Annotated in this window: 19 protein-coding genes; 9 read left to right on the top strand and 10 right to left on the bottom strand. The window is 43.3% G+C overall.

Features of this window, described 5'->3' with window-relative positions; all coding sequences use genetic code 11:
* Positions 1–29: 29 nt before the first annotated feature.
* Positions 30–1,979, top strand: a complete 1,950-nt coding sequence (locus tag ABIB39_RS17960) for a leucine-rich repeat domain-containing protein (RefSeq protein ID WP_354431557.1) — start codon at positions 30–32, stop codon at positions 1,977–1,979.
* 155 nt (positions 1,980–2,134) lie between these two features.
* Positions 2,135–2,956 carry a hypothetical protein gene (locus tag ABIB39_RS17965; protein WP_354431558.1) on the top strand — a complete coding sequence of 274 codons (822 nt, stop codon included), beginning with the start codon at positions 2,135–2,137 and terminating at the stop codon, positions 2,954–2,956.
* 48 nt (positions 2,957–3,004) lie between these two features.
* On the opposite strand, the gene ABIB39_RS17970 is transcribed toward ABIB39_RS17965, so the two are convergent.
* Positions 3,005–3,361: a hypothetical protein gene (locus ABIB39_RS17970; RefSeq protein ID WP_354431559.1), complete on the bottom strand. Its 357-nt coding sequence runs from the start codon at positions 3,359–3,361 to the stop codon at positions 3,005–3,007.
* Between the two features lie 100 nt (positions 3,362–3,461).
* Here ABIB39_RS17970 and ABIB39_RS17975 point away from each other — a divergent pair, with 100 nt between their 5' ends.
* Complete coding sequence (locus tag ABIB39_RS17975; RefSeq protein ID WP_354431560.1) at positions 3,462–3,983, top strand: TROVE domain-containing protein; 522 nt, start codon at positions 3,462–3,464, stop codon at positions 3,981–3,983.
* 97 nt (positions 3,984–4,080) lie between these two features.
* Here ABIB39_RS17975 and ABIB39_RS17980 read toward each other — a convergent pair whose 3' ends face one another.
* Positions 4,081–4,236, bottom strand: a complete 156-nt coding sequence (locus ABIB39_RS17980) for a hypothetical protein (protein WP_354431561.1) — start codon at positions 4,234–4,236, stop codon at positions 4,081–4,083.
* A gap of 60 nt (positions 4,237–4,296) precedes the next feature.
* Positions 4,297–4,995: a hypothetical protein gene (locus tag ABIB39_RS17985; protein WP_354431562.1), complete on the bottom strand. Its 699-nt coding sequence runs from the start codon at positions 4,993–4,995 to the stop codon at positions 4,297–4,299.
* 84 nt (positions 4,996–5,079) lie between these two features.
* Here ABIB39_RS17985 and ABIB39_RS17990 point away from each other — a divergent pair, with 84 nt between their 5' ends.
* A complete protein-coding gene (locus ABIB39_RS17990; RefSeq protein ID WP_354431563.1) occupies positions 5,080–5,685 on the top strand; it encodes a DUF2238 domain-containing protein in 606 nt (201 codons plus the stop codon).
* 56 nt (positions 5,686–5,741) lie between these two features.
* On the opposite strand, the gene ABIB39_RS17995 is transcribed toward ABIB39_RS17990, so the two are convergent.
* Both ABIB39_RS17995 and ABIB39_RS18000 read right to left on the bottom strand, forming a co-directional pair.
* Complete coding sequence (locus tag ABIB39_RS17995; RefSeq protein WP_354431564.1) at positions 5,742–6,719, bottom strand: hypothetical protein; 978 nt, start codon at positions 6,717–6,719, stop codon at positions 5,742–5,744.
* A 50-nt stretch (positions 6,720–6,769) separates the two neighbouring features.
* A complete protein-coding gene (locus tag ABIB39_RS18000) occupies positions 6,770–7,933 on the bottom strand; it encodes a hypothetical protein (protein ID WP_354431565.1) in 1,164 nt (387 codons plus the stop codon).
* A gap of 435 nt (positions 7,934–8,368) precedes the next feature.
* On the opposite strand from ABIB39_RS18000, the gene ABIB39_RS18005 reads away from it, so the two are divergent.
* The 3 genes from ABIB39_RS18005 (at position 8,369) to ABIB39_RS18015 (ending at position 11,170) form a co-directional block, all read left to right on the top strand.
* A complete protein-coding gene (locus ABIB39_RS18005; protein ID WP_354431566.1) occupies positions 8,369–8,893 on the top strand; it encodes an OmpA family protein in 525 nt (174 codons plus the stop codon).
* Positions 8,894–9,009: 116 nt separating this feature from the next.
* On the top strand, positions 9,010–10,002 hold the full coding sequence (locus ABIB39_RS18010; RefSeq protein WP_354431567.1) for a DUF2157 domain-containing protein: 993 nt from the start codon (positions 9,010–9,012) through the stop codon (positions 10,000–10,002).
* Positions 9,989–11,170 (top strand): hypothetical protein, encoded by a 1,182-nt coding sequence (locus ABIB39_RS18015; RefSeq protein ID WP_354431568.1) that lies wholly within the window; start codon positions 9,989–9,991, stop codon positions 11,168–11,170. The genes ABIB39_RS18010 and ABIB39_RS18015 overlap by 14 nt, the downstream gene beginning before the upstream one ends.
* 5 nt (positions 11,171–11,175) lie before the next feature.
* Here ABIB39_RS18015 and ABIB39_RS18020 read toward each other — a convergent pair whose 3' ends face one another.
* A complete protein-coding gene (locus tag ABIB39_RS18020; RefSeq protein WP_354431569.1) occupies positions 11,176–12,486 on the bottom strand; it encodes a hypothetical protein in 1,311 nt (436 codons plus the stop codon).
* A 159-nt stretch (positions 12,487–12,645) separates the two neighbouring features.
* On the opposite strand from ABIB39_RS18020, the gene ABIB39_RS18025 reads away from it, so the two are divergent.
* On the top strand, positions 12,646–13,890 hold the full coding sequence (locus tag ABIB39_RS18025; protein WP_354431570.1) for a cystathionine gamma-synthase family protein: 1,245 nt from the start codon (positions 12,646–12,648) through the stop codon (positions 13,888–13,890).
* Positions 13,891–13,937: 47 nt separating this feature from the next.
* On the opposite strand, the gene ABIB39_RS18030 is transcribed toward ABIB39_RS18025, so the two are convergent.
* Complete coding sequence (locus ABIB39_RS18030; protein ID WP_354431571.1) at positions 13,938–14,114, bottom strand: hypothetical protein; 177 nt, start codon at positions 14,112–14,114, stop codon at positions 13,938–13,940.
* Positions 14,115–14,237: 123 nt separating this feature from the next.
* On the opposite strand from ABIB39_RS18030, the gene ABIB39_RS18035 reads away from it, so the two are divergent.
* Entirely contained in the window at positions 14,238–14,600 is a 363-nt protein-coding gene (locus tag ABIB39_RS18035) for a cupin domain-containing protein (protein WP_354431572.1), read from the top strand.
* Positions 14,601–14,706: 106 nt separating this feature from the next.
* Here ABIB39_RS18035 and ABIB39_RS18040 read toward each other — a convergent pair whose 3' ends face one another.
* The 3 genes from ABIB39_RS18040 to ABIB39_RS18050 all read right to left on the bottom strand — a co-directional run bounded on the left by ABIB39_RS18040 (position 14,707) and on the right by ABIB39_RS18050 (position 21,089).
* Complete coding sequence (locus ABIB39_RS18040; protein WP_354431573.1) at positions 14,707–15,876, bottom strand: chondroitinase-B domain-containing protein; 1,170 nt, start codon at positions 15,874–15,876, stop codon at positions 14,707–14,709.
* Positions 15,877–15,948: 72 nt separating this feature from the next.
* Entirely contained in the window at positions 15,949–17,820 is a 1,872-nt protein-coding gene (locus ABIB39_RS18045) for a RagB/SusD family nutrient uptake outer membrane protein (RefSeq protein WP_354431574.1), read from the bottom strand.
* Between the two features lie 20 nt (positions 17,821–17,840).
* Complete coding sequence (locus ABIB39_RS18050) at positions 17,841–21,089, bottom strand: SusC/RagA family TonB-linked outer membrane protein (RefSeq protein WP_354431575.1); 3,249 nt, start codon at positions 21,087–21,089, stop codon at positions 17,841–17,843.
* Between the last annotated feature and the right edge of the window lie 2 nt (positions 21,090–21,091).

Below are 21,091 nucleotides of genomic sequence, written 5' to 3' on the forward strand. Positions count from 1 at the left end.
TTTACAACAAGCGATTATTATATTGAAAAATGAATGAGTTAAAAGTTTTTAAAACTAATTTAAAAATTAACGACAAGTTTGACGAAGATTTTTATGATGTACAATTAGATGACAACGGACATATTACTGAGATATGCTTATATGATCAAGATTATGTTCAGTTTGAGTTTGATGGTAATTTACTACAAGCGATAAGCTTATTTAGTCATATAAAGAAATTAGACATTGCAGTAAGTGATTATACGATAACTGATTTAAGTGGACTTTCAAATCTTAAGAATTTAGAGCATCTTACATTTGAAGATTGTTGTAAAGTGGACGATATTTCTGCACTTGCAGATTTGAAACAATTAACGCATTTATCAATCAATAATGCAGGAATAAAGGATATTACGCCGCTTAAAGGTTTAAATAAATTGTCTGATTTGTGTTTAGCCGGTAATGAAATTACAAGCGTAGATATATTAAAAGAGCATACTAAATTAATTAACCTAAATCTTTCCTATAATAAAATAACCGAAGTATCTGCCTTACTTCAGTGCAAAGAAATCAAAGCATTTTCTGTTGAATACAATCAAATAAATGACCTTACTGTCGTTGCGGGGTTTTTACAAATAGAACACCTGAGCTTTCATAATAACAATATAACTGATTTGGGCTTTTTAGAATCTCTATCATCCCTTAAATCACTTTCATTTCACAATAACCAGGTTAATGATATTACGCCGCTAACGCGTTTAATCAATCTGCAAAATTTATATATGCAAGGAATTTCGGTGGCAAACTTAGAAGCGATTAAGCATGCCACAAAGCTTAATTATTTAAATGCAGGACCAGTTGAAAATTTTGATGGTGAAATTGTGAGTCAGTTTACAGCGTTAAATATGTTGCATCTTCAACATTGTAAAATTTGTGACATTACTTTTCTTAAACCACTTAAAAAATTAACTAATTTAAATTTAAATCACAATCAAATATCTGATATTAACACCCTGTATGAGTGTAAAAGCCTGAGTTATATTCACCTACGCGACAACGTTATTACACAACCTTTTCTCGCCGATTCCTTTTCAAGGCTAGCGTATGTGGATTTGCGTGAAAATGAGTTTGGAAATAAAATATTTGTATCATATAATCGGAACCCAAAGGAGGAAGATCAGGAACTATTAACGGATCTTAATCAAAAAGTTGCAGACCATTATTTAAACCTTGGTGAGAAGGAAAAATCATTAGCTTTTTTTTACCTTAACACCATAAGCAAGACAACCTTGAAAATTCGTTTTGAAGAATTACTTGCTACAAGCCCTTCAGATGTTTACTATTTTAAATATTATATAGTTAGTTGTGTAAATTGTTTATCATATCTCTTAATAGGTGATAAAAATTTGATCGCAGATGATACAGAAATTCAAGTCATTTATAATAGGGTAAAAGAAATCATTACACAAACTACTTTTATTGATAAAATAGCTTTACTTGAAAGCTTAAACCATCATAAGCTTTATCATAAATACAATGCGAATGCAGAATATATTAAATATCTCTCGGAAAATTATTTGATGCCTAAAAAGGAACATTTCGAAATGTTATATAAAGCAGGTAAAAGCATTTTAAAAAAAGAAACAATATCTGAAGTACTCTATATTTATAAAGAGTTAGTAACCTTCGAATCGCCTTTTCAATATCCGTTATACAAAGAAATAAGTAAGTTTTTAAATTCTAATTTTTCGTCGCTTGAAAATATATCACAAAACAGGTTCAAAGATATCCTTGAAAATATATTAGAAAGTAAATTGCCTCATTTTGATATAATAGAGTATTATCAAAGAAATCATTCTCAAAATGTCCGCCCAGTATATCAAGGACGAAGTGTTAGCAGTATTGATTATCCGGAAACTGGCACATCGCCTTGGCGAATTATCTTATTAATAGCGCTGATAATCAAATTTTTATTTTTATTAAAAGCGTGTACATCATAAAGGCTTTATGCCCTTAGCTGGCGCACGCGTGCCGCGTGTGCTCCCCCGTTTATCACCGCACCATATTTGCAACCAATTCGTTCTCTGCCGCTACGTTATACAAAATCAGCAAGTTATTTATATTTACAAAACATTTATCAAACCTTTCACTATTAATGAGAAAGCTGTTTACATTAATCACCCTATTTATACTGGCGCAAAACGCAACAGCACAAAAAAACGAGTTGACACAAATTGCTGATAGCATTAAGGCAGAGGGGGAAATGCTCTATCGTTCAGAATGGGCATCTGGTCATAGTACAGCGATCTTCGCCTCCAGCTACGGCGGGAAAAAGCTGCTATCTGGTGGATATTTGTCTTATGAGACCAAAAAAGGAATGACCACTATCTTTTTTTCTAAAAATGAAGATCCGATAGTATTAGCGACAGTTAAGTTCGACCATGGTTTAGACTCGTCCAAATACCATATAGACACGATAACAAGAAAATTTACCCAAAATGAAAAAGAGTTCTATATCATCCGGTCAAAAGCTGCACAGGCTGTATTAAACGACACGCTTTTTAAATTTTATGAATGTACCAGTTTAAATCTTGTTCCTGTTATAAAAAATGGAGCAAAAAGAGTATATGTCATCACTGCTCAAACAGCGGCGAATGAAGTATTATTAGGAAATGATTACCTGATCAGTTTCAACAAAGACAATGATATAATTAAAAAAACAAAGCTTCATAACAATCTTATCCCCCTGGGAACTGGCGGTAAAGATGCGATAAAGGCCTCCTCCCACCAACATTTAGGTGAAACAAGTCCTTTTATAACCGCGACAGATATTTGCGCATTTAAATTATGGAAGCCGAAGACCACTTGGGTGATCAGTTTCGTTGCCTCAGCTGGCTACGTATCTGCATTTTACTTTGACGATGAATCTTTAGAAATTTTCACTCAGGCCGAATTCGAAAAAAAAATGAAAAAATAGATAGTATAAACTATTCACCTTCCAAATCTGTGGCATGTGTCCAATCCTCTAATGCCAATCCTCTCCACAAAACCTGCACTGATTTGCCTGCGGTGTCCGCGCCAATTTTCCGCATTTCGGGCACAGGTTTAAAAATACCTTTTCCGGGGTTTCGCGTAAAATACGTTCAGCGCTATTAATTACAAATTGATCTTCGCCATCTTTTAACAAATTCAATATTTCAGGATTGGTTGTTAACCATCCCTGTTTATAATACATATTTACGAGGTGCGGCTTCTTAATCCCTTCCAATTTAAAAGTTGATTGAGTGTGTCTTAACGCTACGCGCTCATGATCTGTCATCAGTTCACTGAAATACATAATGAGATAAAGCGCTTCTTCCTTGCCCAATCTGGTACATTTCATAAATATCTTAAACTTTTTTCAAATAATTTCACCTGCGCAAATACACTGCGTAGTACCCCTATTTCTTTGTATCAACATTAAGAAATAAAGGAGGTTCACCATGAAATTCAACCTGTTAAGCAAATTAAAAACCCAGACCGTTAACCACACGGGTGCCAAAGCGTTTACGCTGTCGCCAGAAATGGAGCTGTACACCGCCGTGGTTACCTGGAGCTTAAACGACTCTTTTTACGAGAAAGACCAGGCGCGTTTACAACGCCTGCAACAATTGATAAGCGAGTGCAATCCCGTATTTGTGGGTAAGCTGGCTGTTTATGCCCGCACCAAAATGTATATGCGTTCGGTACCGTTGGTATTGGTAACAGAATTGGCTAAGCTGCACTCGGGCGATAATCTGGTCGCCCGGGTTACCGATGGCGTAATAGGCCTTGCCGATGAGATCACTGAGTTGCTGGCTTGCTACGAATTACTGAACGAGCGTACCGGCACTAAAAAGCTGAACCGCCTGAGCAAGCAATCGCAAAAAGGTTTGAGTACAGCGTTCAACCGGTTCGACGAATACCAGTTTGGTAAATACAATCGCGATGGCGCTATCAAACTGCCCGATGCCTTGTTCCTGTAAAAAGTATGGTTAAAATATAATAACCGATATGCGAAGAATAAGTTGTATGATATTAAATGCAACAAAAATTGGGGCCGTTTTTATGCCGTTTAAAGGACTAAATTCTTACCCAACTACCGCTGACCCCACGCACCCAACTTGTTGCCTGCATGCTAAACAAAGCCGTTTTTTCAACTATTAAAGCAATAAAAACAAAACTCATTTTCTTAAAATGCTGATAACCAGATATTCCAGAATATTCACGAGCGTTCATGGCCGTGAACGTGAACACGCCATTGCCTTAAGAAAAGGTTACCTAATAGATTTATCTTTATTAATCCAGCTGGATATAGACCACAGCTTCTCCGTCGGTTAACTGCATTGCCGGGCCTATACCACTTTTAGGGCGCAGGGTACATTGGAAGTTAAGCTTTATTTTTATCCGTTCGGGCACACCGGGTTGGGCAGGTATAATAGTTCTGGATATTACGTTTAAAAAACTGTTCGTCTGGAAGCCTTCGGTAGTGTACTCCACTTTATTCTTGTCTATATATTGTACAAAAATATCTTTAGTGCCAATATTTGAATTGCCGTTTGGCGCAAAAACCTGCTCGCCTGTTTTAACAAAATTCTCAAACGCCAATTCCCGGTCATCAAACCCTACATAATGAAAGGTTTGGAAGTAAAACGTAATGCGGGGCTCGTTAACCATAAACACCTCCGCATTTGTTATGGACCCGCCGTATGATCCCGTAATAACATCTCCATTTATAGTTGTATTGTTGGTTATACCCTCTGCCCAGTGGGCGCGCGGCTCGTCTACAGGCCAGGTAAGTTGTATGTTATTTATTTTACCTTTAAAATAATACTCTGCCAACCCTACATCGCCGTTCCCGCTGCCAGGTTCGGTCCCACCATTGCCTGCAGCTGGCAGGTTTGGCGTGTAACCGTCGTAATTAATACCATCTTTTTTACAGGCGGTAAATAGCCCTGTAAGCAACAATACAAATAACGATAATTTTAAAGCTTTCATTTAAAATCTAAGGTACTCATTATTAATAAATTCACCTATTACGGCAACTGTGTATAATGTTAAATTTAAACACCATATTGGGGTATGAATAAACATGTATTGCTGGTGATACTTTTCTTTGCAGGCCTTATCGTCTCAGCCATAAACCCGCACGATTATTTTACATGGATATTGGAAGTGTTCCCGGCGATACTTGGGTTTATAGTGCTGGCGCTTACCTACAAGCGTTTTCGGTTTAGCTACTTAACCTATGTGTTTATTTTACTTCACTGCTATGTGCTATTCATTGGCGGCCATTACACCTATGCAGAAGTACCGGCCTTTAACTGGCTGCGCGATACCTTCCACCAGGTACGTAACAATTACGATAAAGTAGGCCACTTTACCCAGGGCTTTGTGCCTGCTATGATAACCCGCGAACTTTTCATCCGCCTTGGCGTAATACAAAAAAGAAACTGGATGGCTTTTTTAACCGTGTGCGTTTGCACAACCATAAGTGTGTTGTACGAATTTTTGGAGTGGTTTGTATCGGTCGCGTCGGGCCAATCCGGCGATTCATTCCTGGGTACGCAAGGCTATGTTTGGGATACCCAGTCGGATATGTTATACGCCATGATAGGTGCGATATGCATGGTAATATTGATGGCTAAAACCCAGGACAAAGCGATCAGCAAACTACAGGCAGCTTAATTTTTAATAATGGTTAAGTTCACCTACCCCGTAAAAACTTCAGTATCGCTCAAGGCTTATAAAGTGTACAAAAGATTAGCAGGCAAAAGCAGCACACCAATTAGCTGGGGGTTACCGGCCGGGCTGGATGAATTGGCCGTAAGTGTATAGATTACCTTTTTGTTTACAATATTACTCGTAATAGCCTTGTCCGGGTTTACAGGTAAGTAATGTGCTATTTTCACCAATATCGTTTTTGAGGTAGATTGAAGTTCTAAGCACACATTGATGCTATCTGCAACAACTAAAGCGGTGCAAACCAGCAAAGGCGGGCGGGCAGCATTAATAAAAGGCGCGCGAACTGCCTTTGCAAGCAAGCCCGGCGCCAACAACTTATTATACACACATGGGCTAAACCAGGGGCTGTAGTTTTGTAGAAAAATATTATTAGGATCTAAATTGGCATAAGGCTGTGCCGCAAAAGTATATTGACGGCCAAAATCGCAGGTGATACTCACATTAATTTTAGTAATGGTTATTCCTAAATAGTTAGCAATGGTTATAGGTTTAAAAAGCTGGTCGGTAATGGTTCGTATCATCGTATCTGCAGTGAAATGCAAGCCCGGGCTTAATGGCAGCCTGGCAAACAACTGGTCTATAGTTTTATCCCAGGCGTATTGATTATTGGCGGCTGCAAAACGCGTTATAGCCGTATTAACCTGGCAACTATCTGCCAAATCTACATTGGAAAATGGTATTGGTTTGGATTGAAATAGCAAACTATTGTAATAGGCAATAAAACTATTGTGCTGATCCGGGTTGTAGTAATAACCGGTGGTATCGGCTGTTATGGCATTAAAAATATCCCACATCCACGCGGTTGAGCGCAATAGCGTAGTGCCGCCCTGGGTTAACTTAAAAGACTTAGGAGAAACACCTAACCGTTGCGCAAGTGTTTTATGCCAATAGCTAATCATTACATTATTATCCTGCTGCCCATAGGTAAGCTTTGTAAAAAGCAATAAAAATGCAAGGCAATACAGGCACTTATTCATCGTAGCTATTTATAAATAAGCCCCCTTTAGGGGGGCTTATAAGGGGTATATTAACTAAATATTGATGAGATAGGTGATTGCAATACGCCCAAAATTTGCGGGTTACCAAGCGCGCTTTTTGTAGTAGCGGTCATTCTGCCCTGATCATCAAATGTTACCGTGGTAGATGAACCACCAGAACCTGATGCAGAGAAGAAAGGCCAGAAACCACCGGAAGCAGCAGCTGTGATGGTAGTTTGATCTGAAGTGTTAAAACTTGCAGATGATACAGTGGTAATTGTAATGCCATCTGCTACTACCAAAGCGGTTGCCATACGTTGTAGGAAGCCTGCCGGGCCAAAGGCTTTATCCCAGGTAACCGGTTTGGCGTTATTCCAAACGGTATTATCTTGCGTAGTATAAGCCAATGCCAATATCGAACTTACATACCACGGCGAATAGCTGCTAAGGGCAGGGTTGTTACTGTTAGTTTGCGCATATGGGCCGGCAGCAAATGTAGTTAGCTTTTGGTAACTGGCGCTAATATTGATATTTGCCGACGTTAACTTCGTGGTAAGGTTATCATAGCTTGCACCACCGCCTATCGAAAAGAAATCGAACAGACCGGATGCGCTACCGTTTGCCCAGGTGTGCGAAATATCGCTGCTTGCTGTAGCGGTATCCAATGTAAAACTTTTTGACTGGCCGCCATTTAACGCGGTTTGCAATGCATCTATGGTTTGGTTCCAGGCGTAATTACCGTTAGCACCCTGGAAAATTGTATTTGCGTACATTACCGGGTTAATTAAAGCCTTGGTTAACGCAGATACACAACCAGACTGGCTTGGTGCATTGATCATTGCCCAGGTATTAAACACAGTAGACACGGTAGCGGCATTAAACGGGCTTGGCACGTTTGCCTTAAAGTAAGTGATCCATTGGCCGTAATAATCGCCCATACAGTTCTGGAAATCCGAATCGTTGCCGGTTACTAACGAGGTTAAGATCAGGTTGTAATCAGAAGCAAAACTGTTTGCCTGGCTGGGGTCATAAAAATTGTTGATAGACTTTGGCGGTACGGCGTTAAAAATAGACCACAGGTCCTGTGATGTTTTAGGCGTTGTGCCCGTGCCCTGAAAAAGTTGGAATTGCTGGTCGCTAAGTTGCAGGCCTGTTACCATGGCATTATACCATTGTGCAGAAAGGGTTTGCATAGCGTCGCTTGATGCTGACATGATGATTAAGGTTTAGGTGATAAAAATTTGGTGAATTGTAATTGTTGTTAATTTAAACGTTAGCACTTTTCATGAAATAAGAACTATTGATATCGATGTAAAGCAACGGATAATAGGCAGGCTTGTACAGGGTTTAACAACCCTTTATACAGGGTGCTATCAGCTAAAGGTAAACCACGTATAATTACGCCGTTTCTTCACAACCACAGGGTGTATTAACTCATAGTACAGGGTCAAAAAAGTTTTGGAAAATTGGGTACCGGGGTTAAGGGCATAAACCATTTACCTTGTGCGATGCGTTATTTTCGTTGCGCACCAAATAAATAAACTATAGGTTTTTATGATAAATTTTGGCTTTGCCATGTGCCCATTATTGATACATTTACAATATCGGCACGCCGAAAACGTTTTTTATACTTACCAAACCAACAAAACATGAAGTTTTTAAGGACATTTTATTTGCCCATAGTAATTGTAACTGCCATAGCTGTGTTACCGGCGTGTAAGGCAAAAAAGCCAATTGTTAAAGCACCCGAGCCGGTAGCAGAAACAAGGCCAACACCTGCGCCTACACCGCCACCTGCGCCGCCGGCACCAACACCGCCACCTGCCCCTGTTGAAAAACCCGACTATGATTTTAAAAACATCCAGTTCGAGTTTAACTCGGGTATATTAAAAACTGACGCTTACCCTGCATTAGATAAGGCTGCTGCCGAAATGAAAAAAGACGCCTCTGTAAAATTCATACTGAACGGTAACTCATCTGCCGAAGGCACCGATGAGCATAACATGTTCCTGTCTGTAGAGCGCGCGAACGCGGTAAAAACTTACCTGGTTAATACCGGTGTAAGTGCCGATAACATTGCTACAAAAGGCTATGGTGAGAGCAAACCTATAGAATCCAACACGACAGAAGCGGGCCGTGCATTAAACCGCCGCGTAGAAATAAAATTACAATAACCTTTGTTTTAGTTAAGTGTGAGGGGCCGGGCATTTTTAAATGCTTAGCCCCTTTTTTGTTGGCGGCGAAGTTTACTTTGCTATCTTTATAAAGCAAAAACCTCACACAACACCTATTGGAACAACACATCTACAATAAATTACATGCCGATGGCTACCTAAGCGATGCCTCGTTCGAAAAGATAAAGGAAAAACACGCCACCCGGTTATTCTCTGTACACTGGGAATTAAAAATACTGCTTTACCTGGGTGTTATGCTGCTAAGCGGCGGATTAGGCACACTTGTTTATAAAAACATCGATACCATTGGGCACCAGGTAATTTTAGCGTTTATCGCTTTGCTGTGCATAGGGTGCTTTGCCTATTGCATCAAAAACAAGCTGCCGTTTAGCAAGGGCAAGGTAAAAGCGCCAAACACGGGGTTCGATTATGTTTTGCTGCTGGGGAGTATCAGTATGGCTACATTTGTGGGTTACCTGCAATTTCAATACAATGTATTTGGCACCAATTACGGCCTGGCAACTTTTATTCCTATGGTAGCCCTGTTCTTCATCGCCTACTATTTCGATCATTTAGGCATCCTGAGCATGGCCATAGCCAGTTTAGCTTTATGGATGGGCGTATCAGTTACACCAAAAACGCTGCTTGCCTACGGTACATTTAACAGCAGAGAGATCATTTTTACCTACATGCTTTTCGGGGCGATATTGTTGGCTGCCGCTTATTGCACAGGCCGGTTCCAGATCAAAAAACACTTCAAATTTACTTATCACCACTATGGCGTACACGTTACATTTATAGCCCTACTAGCCGGTTTTTTTGAATATTACAACAGCGGCAACAGTTACTTATGGCTGTTGGCAGTATTTGCACTGGTAGCCTATATTTACCTGGATGGGTTTAAAGAGCATTCCTTTTACTTTGTATTGTTAAGTATTTTGTATGGCTACTTTGCTGCCTGCTGCTTATTTGTAAAGTTGGTGGTTAGTAACGATGCCCGCGAAGGCACATTCGAGTTACTGTTGATACTCTTTATTTTATCCGCCGTGGCATTAATATATCTTATTGCATATGTTAACAAAAAAATTAAAGCCGATGATCATCTATAACAAAGAGTGGCTGCACAACATGCGGGTTGTCGATCTGCTAAAAACCGATCTGAGGAACGGCAGCATAACTCCCGAAGAATTTACAGCTATCAGGTCGGCACACCCCTATTATTTTTATTTACCACGATTGGTGATCCGCGTGGGGTTGTTCATCCTTACACTGATAATCGCTTCATTCGGCACGGGGCTTTTAAGCCTGCTTGGTTTAAGCACGCACATGATCGAATCGCCGGGATGGCCTATTTTTTTGGGGATAGTTTGTTATGCGGCTTTAGAATTTTTTGTACGAGAAAGAAGCTACCTCCAGTCGGGTGTAGATAACGCACTGCTGTATTACTCGGCTTGTTTATTTGGCGGTGGCTTAATATGGATGATCTCTAAGATGTATTATTCCGCTGGCGATAACCTGTTATGCGCTATACTTATCTGCCTGATGTGCGTTTACTTAACCCTACGTTTTGCAGATATGCTTACCACCTTAACCGCCTGTGCTTCATTTTTCGCGGTGGTGTACTTTGCCTGGGCAAAGGCAGGGCCATTGGGGCTGGCAACCATGCCTTTTATAATGATGATAGCCGCGGGCAGCTTACATTATTTACTGACTCGTTTGAGCGATGATCCGAGATGCATTAATTATAAAAACTGTCTTGCCGGTGCCGAAATTATCAGTCTGATAACGCTTTACGCGGCAGGCAATTACTTTGTGGTGAACCGCTTGAATAACATGCTTAACAACCTAGACGATAGCCATACAACTATCCCGTTCGGTTTTATCTTCTGGATCTGGACCATGCTGGTTCCGGTCGCTTATGTACTCATTGGAATCCGCAAAAAAAGCGCAATATTTTTACGCCTCGGGATGATTTTAGCGGGGGCATCTATAGCCACCTTCCGCAACTATTACCATTTACTACCTATCGAGGTGATGCTTACCCTTGCGGGGATGATACTGCTGGCGGCATCATACACTATCATCAAGTATTTAAAAACACCACGCAACGGCATTACCTACGCCGAACCGGATGAACTTAGCGAGATGGACAAACTAAACATAGAAGGGCTGATAGTGGGCCAGGCAACATCACACCTGCCAACCCCTGCACAACACCAAACCAACCGCTTTGGCGGTGGCTCGGGCGGCGGTGGCGGCTCAAGCGGGGAATTTTAAAACCCCTATTTCTTCACCAAATCTGCCGGACTAACCGGGTTGCTTAATAAATGGCCAAACAGTTCCCAGCGTTTGGCGGTATCTTTTGCAGTGCCGCCATTGTGTTCAATATAGCCTTTAACCAGGTCCTGCCCGTAGTTGTAGTTTATAACGTAGCTGCGGTATTTTTTGATAAAGCTGATAGATTTATCGGCTGTTTTATCATTCATCAAACAGTATTTCCGCAGGTAGCTGCGCGCTTTGCTTTCGCTCATGGTTTCGTTTATTAAGCCGCGGGCGGCCTCATTACGGGCATAGTTTAAGCGGCCTTTTATCGCCAATGCCTTAAAATACATATCTATCCCCGCGGTATCTAAACCGGCAAGCGGCAACAAGGTAGTCTTAGCAAATTTCACTTTATCATCGCCGGGGAAGGCAACCTCAATCCCATAATTTGCGCTTCCCTCGGCAATAAGCGATCGCGGGCTAAACAACGGGTAAAGTGAGACCTCCACCCATCCCCTGTCGTGATAGAGGTTTTTTTCCAGCAGCATATTGTACACGTGGTGGCCGGGGTAACTTTCGTGGCTGCCTACGTCAATGGCGCGGTCAATAAATATCTTCAGGTCGGTGTTAATTTGTACAACGCTTTGATATTTGCCTTTGTACCAGTTGTAGCCGTTCCAGGGCTTATTAGTCACAAACTCAAGTGTAAAATTTTCGCCGGCGGGCAGTTTGTAGTGGGCAAGGGTACGTTTACGCGCTTCGGCAATGGCGGCCTTCATTACCGCGTCCAGTTTATCTTTGGGGATGATAAATTTGTTTGCCAGTTTCTGAAACCTGTCGTTAACGTTGCCATTACCCGGCAGCATGCTATCCAGTTTATCTATATCGGCCTTAAAAAATTCTTCGGCGTAAGAAGGCGCCGCAACACCAAACAACTCGCGCGATTCCTCGTCAAACGAGCGGTACTCTCCCCCGTAGATCCTAACACGGCGGCCAAAGGCGATCAGCTGGTTGTACATCCAGTTAGCGCGGATCTTATTTGAATCAACAGTCGACCTGTCAGCAACTACCTTAATATCGTTCATCAGGCTGTTAATGTTAGCCAGGATGCTATCTCGCGGGAAGGTTTTATCCGTAATTTCTTTTGGTTTAAGCGAATCGGGGCCGTAGTAAGCATCCACAAAATCGCCGTCGTACTGCCCAATGGTAAGGCCAAGCGTTACATAATCCTGCGCCAGTTTATTTAGTTTTTTACCTTCAACCGTATCGGCCGGGTTTTGCTTACAGGCAAGCACAAATAATACAGGTATAAGCAGCAATAACTTTTTCATGGGGCAGTTATAATGTGCCGCGAAGTTAAGAAATCCTTTTAAGGTGGGTAGGATGCAATTGTAATTCAACCCTAAACTTTTACCCCCATATAACCGTTCGCTTTGGATTTTCAGGCTCAGATGGCTATAATTGCGAAATATTATCTTTTTCCATCCATCATGACAAAGCAAAAAGGATTTACAACCACCCTGTTACATGCCGACCGCCTTCGTAAGCCGGAATTTGGCGCTTTACACCAGCCCATACATACCGCGGTTACCTGGGGTTTTGATGATGTGCAGGGCCTTGTGGATGTTTTTCAGAATAAAGCAAAAGGCTTTGCCTATTCAAGGCAGGGCAACCCTACTACCGCCGCTTTAGAAAGCAAGGTAACCATGATGGAAGGCGGCTTAGCGTCTGTAAGTTTTGCTACCGGGATGGCGGCTATTATGGCAACCGTTTTTGCCCTGGTGAAACAGGGCAGCCATATTGTTGCAAGCAGCTACCTGTTTGGCAATACCCGCAGTGTGCTGCAAACGTTTACAGAAATTGGACTTGATATTTCTTTTGTTGATGCTACATCAGTAGATGAAGTAAAAGCGGCATGCAAGCATAATACCTGCATGGTGATGGTAGAAACCATTGCTAACCCCGCCACCCAAATTGCCGACCTTGCCAACATTGGCGACCTATGTGCCGATAAAGGATATATTTACGTAGTGGATAACACCATGACCTCGCCATACATCTTTCAGCCAGTTACGGTTAAGGCATCATTGGTGATCAACTCGTTAACCAAATATATTGGCGGCCATGGCAACGCGCTTGGCGGCAGCGTTACCGATACGGGCTTATACGATTGGGCTAACTATCCCGGCATTGCCCCTATCATCCGCGAGCAGATAAAACCCGATATGCAGGGCATTACGCAAATCCGTAAACGTGGCCTGCGCGATGGCGGCGGCACACTTGCGCCCGAGGCGGCTCATAGTATTTCGGTAGGTGCAGAAACCCTTGCTTTAAGGCTTGAACGTGCTTGCGGCAACGCCGGTGCTTTAGCCGAATACCTGCAGAGCCACCCATTGGTTGATAAAGTATATTACCCTGGCTTAAAGGACCACCCGCAGCACGAGCTTGCTAAAAAACTGTTCCGCTATCATGGCGGGTTAATGAGTTTCGCGTTGAAGGATGGCGTTGATATTTTCGCGTTTTTGAACCGCCTGCAGGTGGTGATAAAAAGCAGCAACCTTGGCGATACCCGCACATTGGCTATCCCGGTGGCGCAAACCATATTTTTTGAACTCGGGGCTGATAAACGAACCGAAATGGGGATCCCAGAAGGGATGATCCGCCTTTCGGTTGGTATCGAGGACCGCGAAGATCTGTTAGAAGATTTTAAACAGGCATTGGATGCCGCTATATAAAAGCAGTTAAATCGAAAAGGCAAATGTTGTATCATTTGCCTTTTTTATTACCTTATTGCCTGCACGTGTGCTTTAACGGGCACAACTGAAGCGCGTGCAGGTTGGTTACCGCATTTGCCCAGCAAGGTGTATATCACAATAAATATAACAATGGTTGACAGGCAGCCACCACCCAGTTTTTTAGCGCCCCAGGCAGCTATTATTCCTCTAAAAAAATTGTTCATATATCGATAACGCACATTTGGGCAGATGGTTTTTATAGATATTATCTTCTATATCTAATACCTGAATACTTCATCTGTTTATTTAAAGGCAAATATTTAGCTTAGCCGCCTTGCTGCACACAAATGATAAAAGCTTATAAATTATACACCGGCGACGACGGCCACTCGCATATCCAAACAGGCACTATAAACGAAGGTGTTTTAAACCAGGCATCGGCCATCAGGTTTAAGGAATCGCCGCCGCATTCGTTTTACGACTGGCACAACGCCCCTGCCGACCAGTACGTGATCACCCTATCTGGCACGCTGGAGTTTGAAACTATGCCCGGCGAAACATTCATTTTAAAACCGGGCGAAATTTTAATAGCCATGGATACCACAGGCACCGCCCATAAATGGAAACTGATAGATGACGCCCCCTGGGTGCGCGTTTATGTACCTTTCGACAGTTCGCAACCGATACCATTCATCCCCGACGAAGTATAGCTATGGTTGGTTATTTTCACGATAAAGGTTGCTTGCCATTAATTACATAACTGTTTGTTACACTTTAAAAACCCGCAGGTAAAAGTTATAAAGTTGATACCGATATTTATTGCACTATCGGTGTTTTTGTATCGGTGATGATATTGTTCAATAACTCATTATTGTAGGGTGCAATATCCTGCACGGTGCGCGATGGATAGCGTTTAGTATCAAACTTACCCGTCCAGTCGGCGTTTTTGGCTCCGCCTACCAGGATGCCGGTATCGCAATGTTTTATTTGGTTGTTTTTTACTATACAATCGCTGGCGGCAATATAGAAACCAGTGTCTAATTTCCCTTTCGCCATGCCATACATCAGCCTGATGGATATGGGCAGGTTCTTAAAAGTATTGTTGCTGATGGTATGGCCCGTCCCGTTTACCCTAATACCGCCAATACCGCCCTTAAACCGGTTACTATCAACCAGGCATTCGTGGCCACCGCGCATTACCAGTTCGCCGTGGCAATTTTCAAAGTAGTTATTGATGTATTTATTGCCCGATGCCTTGTTGCTGACCACCTCGGGCTCGCCATTGCAACGGATAAAACGGTTGTCCCGAACGGTAGCATAGGCGTAGCGGTTACCCAGCAGGATGGGGTCCTGCCCTATTTGTACACACTCGCCGCCGTTGTTGCCTTTCCAGGTAACGCTGTCCTTATTCATAAAGGTGTTATGATCTACCAGCGAGTGCAGCGGAACTGTCTCTTTACCAACCCTCACCTGCACATCCATGTTGTTTTTGTTGCTGATGAACCGGCTATGGTCAATCCGGTTATTATCCCCATCGCCCGAGATCACTACGATCGGCATAAACTGGCTGTTAACGCTTATCCTTGTAAAAAAGCAATCGGTAACCCGGCAGTTTCGGGTGGCATTCAGTTGGATCAGTACAACATCTTTCCCCTGGTTTTTAAATAGCTGGCAATCCTCAAACTTTAACCCTTTGAGTTGGATATAACTCCCCAAAATATGAAATATTGATTGATGTACTTCGCCCGAGAATATCACCTTATCCTTGCTCTCCGCCCGGATGATGACCAGTTTATCTGCCGTTCCATTGGCGTTAATGGTAACCGCCCAATTGGTATAAATTCCATTTGCGATCACTATTTCATCGCCGGGGGCGACTGTAGCCGCAGCCTCTGTAAACTCTTCCGGCGACCTTACTTTATAGACCCTTGCTAAACTTAATTGAACAGCAAGCAGGCAAAATAAAATGGATAGTGTCTTTTTCATAAGGGCGGGGTAAATAAATTAAACCAGGCCCATAATTACGGGCCTGGTTCACTCAAATTATTGTACTAAAACTTACTCAACTATTTTATCTAAAGGGGGAACATTATTTTCGGAACCCGAATAACCTTTGTTTTGATTGATATGCCCGTTAATGTTCAGGTCGATCTCTGATTGAGGTATCGGCCACAAAACGTGATAAGGCGAAATGGTATAGTGGTTACCCGAATTGGTTGTAACATTAGGATTTTTGTAGAAATCGTTCTTCTCCATTATCCTGTCGTAAAAAAAGTTATTGGTAGCAAACGTGCCCACCTGGTAAGTTTTACCATTGTATGCCGCTTTACCTGTTTGGGCAAATATGAACGCTATACGGGTAAGCTCGGTTTTACGCGGCTCTTCCCAGTAAAGTTCCCTTTGGCGCTCATCCAGTATGGTGCCTATGTTTACCTTGCTGTCATCGGTAAGCAATGCGGCATTTGCACGTGCCCTTACTTTGTTAATATCAGCCATAGCCAAGGCGGTTTGGCCTTTCCACCAGTAAGCTTCGGCACGTAACAGGTAGGTTTCTGCCAAACGGAACACATACCAATCTGTATTGGTACCACGTGGCGGGCTCCACCATTTGTCGACCGCTGTTTTGCCAGAGCCTATAAACACTTTGTAGTGCGGCCAGCCAAACCACGCGCGGATGGTATCTTTCGCACCATTCAGGAAACGCTGGTTTACATTTGCGGCAGTATATTGCTCCAGGTTTTTACCGTACCAGGCAGGGTCGGATGTTTTAAGCCCCGGTTGGTTGTAAACCAGGTCGGTCATATCTGCCCACATGCCTTTTGCATGGCGTAAGTCGGTATTGTCCGTCCAGATGTATTTGGTAGCATACGGGGTACCGCGCATACGGCCAATACCACGGCCATACAAAAGTGTAAGCGGGAACTCTTCAGTAATTTTATCAGAGATACCCGGTTTTAGCGCGCCCGGTGTAAGGATGGTTCCATTATGCCACATAGGCACACAGTTACGCATCACTTGCGAGCCGTTTGTGGTAGCACCCTCTAAAGCTTCGCGGTCTATCACCACGTAAAGTGCTTCGGTGTTTGAAGCTATAGCTTTATTTTCGGGGCGGTGCAGGTCCCAAACAACATTTTTGGTAGCATCGCCTGCAACAATACCAAAGCGGTTTGTCATTAAGGCGTACGGGCCGTTTATGGCAATGTTCGCAGATGCGATGGCATCATCAAACAAACCTAAAGCCAGGTTAATTTTGGTTAACAAGTGGGCAGCAGCACCTTTGGATGGTTCGCCTTTGTTGCCATTGTCTACCAGTTTGGTTATCGCAAATTCGAGGTCGGTTTTCATCTTTTTAAGGATCACGATGCGTTGCGTGCTTACGAACGCGGTGTTTACGATAGTTTCTTCCTTAAGTAGCAACGGTACATCACCAAACTCGTGCACCAGGCGGTAATACCTGTAGGCACGATGAAAATAAGCGCCGGCTAAAACTTTATTCTTGTCATCGTCAGATGGCCACGTAACATCATTTATCCTGCTGATAATAACGTTTGCATCGTGCACACCCTGCCACCAAACCTGCCAATAACGGCCTATTTTGTTAAAGTCGTCGCTATTTAAGTTAGCGGTTGGCGTAATGCGGATGTTTAGGTCCTGCGCCGGGGTGGTTTTATCGGTGGTACCTTCTACAGCGGCATCCGTAAATATCGACTCGGTAAGCATTGGTGCCGAATCGCCGAAGAACTCGAACCTGATGCCCAGGTTTAAATTAAGCAGCAACGCCCTGAATGCGCCTGGGTTAGTTAAAGTATTGCCTGGTGTAAATTTTGATGGCGCCTCGGGAAACAGGTCGCTTCGCTTGGTACAGCCGCCGGCCGCAAGCATGGCAGCTACGGCAAACACGGCTATTATATTTTTATTGATCTTTTTCATGTTCTGATTTTCCTTTATACTTAAAAAGTGACATTGATACCTGCAGCCAAAAATCTTGGGGTTGGGCCGCCGTTTTGTGGGTCCCACAATGGCCAGTCGGATGCTACGGCCACGTTGGTAGCGTTTACGAAAAGCTTAGCGCTGCTCATGCCAACGCGTTTGATCAAAGCCGGGGCAAATGTGTACCCTAACGATACGGTTTGCAGCCTTACAAAAGATGCTTTGCGCCATACGTTAATGGTTGTACCCGATGACCCTGAGTTTAGGCGGGCGTAATCATTAATAGGGTTATCCGGTGTCCAGTATGGTAATACGTACGAGTTCATGCGGCCGTAGCCTACGCTACCCGCGTTATTGGTTGCCTGGTTAAACTGCTTTAGCTGGCCAATGCTTGATACCAGCATGAACGAAAAATCGAAATGCTTAAAAAAGTTGAAATCGTTACGTAACGACCAGTTTAACCTTGGCGCTGTAGAACCCAGGAAAACCTTATCATCGTTGGTGAATTTAAAGTCGCCGTTCATGTCCTGCAGCTTAAAGTCGCCGGGTACTGCGCCATATTTTTTGGCTTCGTCAAGTTCCGGCGTTTGCCATACCCCCTGGATCTTGTAATCCCAAACGGCATCAATATCGTGGCCTACAAACCAGCCGTTACCGCGGTCGTCGTTCTCTTTGGTGATGTCGTTTCCATTAGCATCTTTTGTTTTGTACTCGCCATAAAGGTGTTTGATCTTGTTACGGTTCATGTAGAATGTACCTGTTGCGCTCCAGTTAAAGTTCCTGTTCTGGATTATCTTACCTTCTATCAATACCTCTATACCCTTGTTATTAACCTCGCCAATGTTGGTGTACAGGTTTGAGGTAGCCAGGCCCTGCAATTGCAGCAACTCGCGTTTTACGATAAGGCCGGTTGTTTTACGGTTGTAAACATCTATCGAGCCGCTAAGGCGATTATTGAAGAAACCAAAATCTAAACCTAAGTTAGGGCCGGTTGTACGCTCCCAGGTAAGGTCGTTGTTTTGTAATGATGTAATTAAGATGCTGTTGTTATTTACCACTGTGCCATCCGGGCCAACAGTTGGGTATTTGTTACCACTGATAACAGCTAAAGCAAGGCTTGGGTCGGCAGTACCGCTAACTAAACGGTTACCGTTGGTACCGTAACCAAAGCGCAGTTTACCATAGTTAAGCCATTTAAAGAAATCTGTTTTAAAGAAGCTTTCCTCGCTGAATGTCCACGCTACGGCTGCATCCTGGTAGTTTTGGCGCGGCCTTTTTAAACCGAACGGCGAGAAACCATCCCGGCGGGCAGTAAACGTAAAGTTATATTTACCTAACAGGTTGTAGTTGATACGCCCCATTATCGCGTCGGCGTTGTAAACGCGGTCATCGCTGCTTTCTACTGGTAATGTGCCGCCGCCAATGTTGTGGTAACCTAAAACATCGCTTGGGCTAAACTGGGAGTTATTGGTACGGGTGTACCAGGTTTGGTATTTTTCTTTATTTAACAGGAATGTTGCATCAAAGGTGTGAATACCAAAGGTTTTGTTCCAGGTTAAAATATTATCGAGGTTATACCTGTAGCGTTGCTCCATAGAGCGGTAGGCTGTGCCGGTAAGCCCGTTCACGGCTATCTCGTTAGGGTTTGCTCCCGGCCTGAAGAAGAAGTTTTTGTACGACTCGAATTGTGGCGAAAAGTTCAGCGTGTATTTGAAGCCAAAGGGAAGATCTACCTTGGTAAACAAGGTTGTAAATAACACATTTTGGGTGTACAAGTTATTGTTGTAACGGTTACCTAAAAACGGGTTACGCTGATTTAAACCGCTGTCATCTGTAGCGATACGGGTTAAACTGCCATCAGATTTATAAACATCACCATAAGGCGATGACTGGATGATCTGCCCCCAATCGGCCTCGTTAAGGTCATACCCCGAAACATTGAATGGGTTGCTGGAATGGCTTTCATCGCGTACCGCGTACTGCGCATTAACACCTACGGTTAAAAAGCTGGCGGCTTTTCCTTCCAGATTAACACGGAAACGGGTATTGTTGTAATCGCCACCGTGTATCAAGTTTTGGTTTTTGGTGAAGTTGCCCGAAAAGTAGTAGCTAACCTTATCTGTTTTGCCCGATAAACTCGCGGTGTAATCCTGGCGGATGCCATCCCTAAAGATCAGTTTAGACCAATCGGTAACTTTACCCGCTTTGTAATTGGTTATCTCGTTAGGGAACAAACCAAGGCGCTGCAGGTAAATATCAACCGGGTCGCCTGTAGCACCCGATAAAAACTGATCGAGCGTTACGCCTGATGGCAGGTTTCTTGGGTCGCTGTAAAAATAGCCTGGTTTAGATGAGTTTGCACTCCGTTGCACATCAGACCGCCAGTGGAGGAAATCTTCGCCCTGGTAAAATTTCTGATTTTGCAGCAACTGGGCCACACCCGTATTGGCATTGATGCTAACCACAGGGCCGCCTGTTTTACCTTTTTTAGTGGTAATGGCAACCACACCACCGGCAGATTGCGCACCATAAACAGCCAAAGCACTTGGGTCGCGCAGTACATCTACCCTGTCAATGTCATTTGGATTAATATCGGCAAGGTCACCAAAAAAGATCACCCCATCCAAAACGATCAATGGAGATACATTACCCGATAAGCTGGCCTTACCCCTAATTTGCAGGTCGCCGGCGCCGCCGCCTTTGGCAGATGTGTTTAGCCCCACCGAGATGCCCGGTACCGCGCCACGCAACACATCGGTTACACTGGTTGGATTATCGTTCTCAAATTTATCTGCCTTTACGCTGGTAATTGCGCCGGTTACATCTTTTACAGCACGTGTGCCATAGCCAATAACCACCACCTCGCTTAAATCGCGCGAGTTTGGCAATAATTGCACATTGTATTCGGTAGCGGCACTAACGGTTACTTCTTTTGGGTTGTAACCGATAAATGTGAATACCAGTACAGCGCCTTCGTTGGCTTCTAACGAGTATTTACCGTTAGCATCTGTAGTGATACCTATTGTTGTACCTTTTATACTTACGCTTACGCCGGGCAATGGCAGGTTCCGCTCGTCGGTAACGGTACCTGTGATTTTAGCCTGGGTTGCATCGGGGTTATTTTTTATCACCGCTTTTGCAGATCTTGCTTTCCAATCCGGGCGGGCTTTAGTGCTGTGCGCATAGGTGTTCCCGGCTACCACCAATAAGGAGATGGTGGTGAAAACAGCGTACTTTTTTAGTGTTTTTTGTAGAGGTCTATTCTTCATAT

Source organism: Mucilaginibacter sp. UYP27 (assembly GCF_040547175.1).
Lineage (GTDB): Bacteria > Bacteroidota > Bacteroidia > Sphingobacteriales > Sphingobacteriaceae > Mucilaginibacter.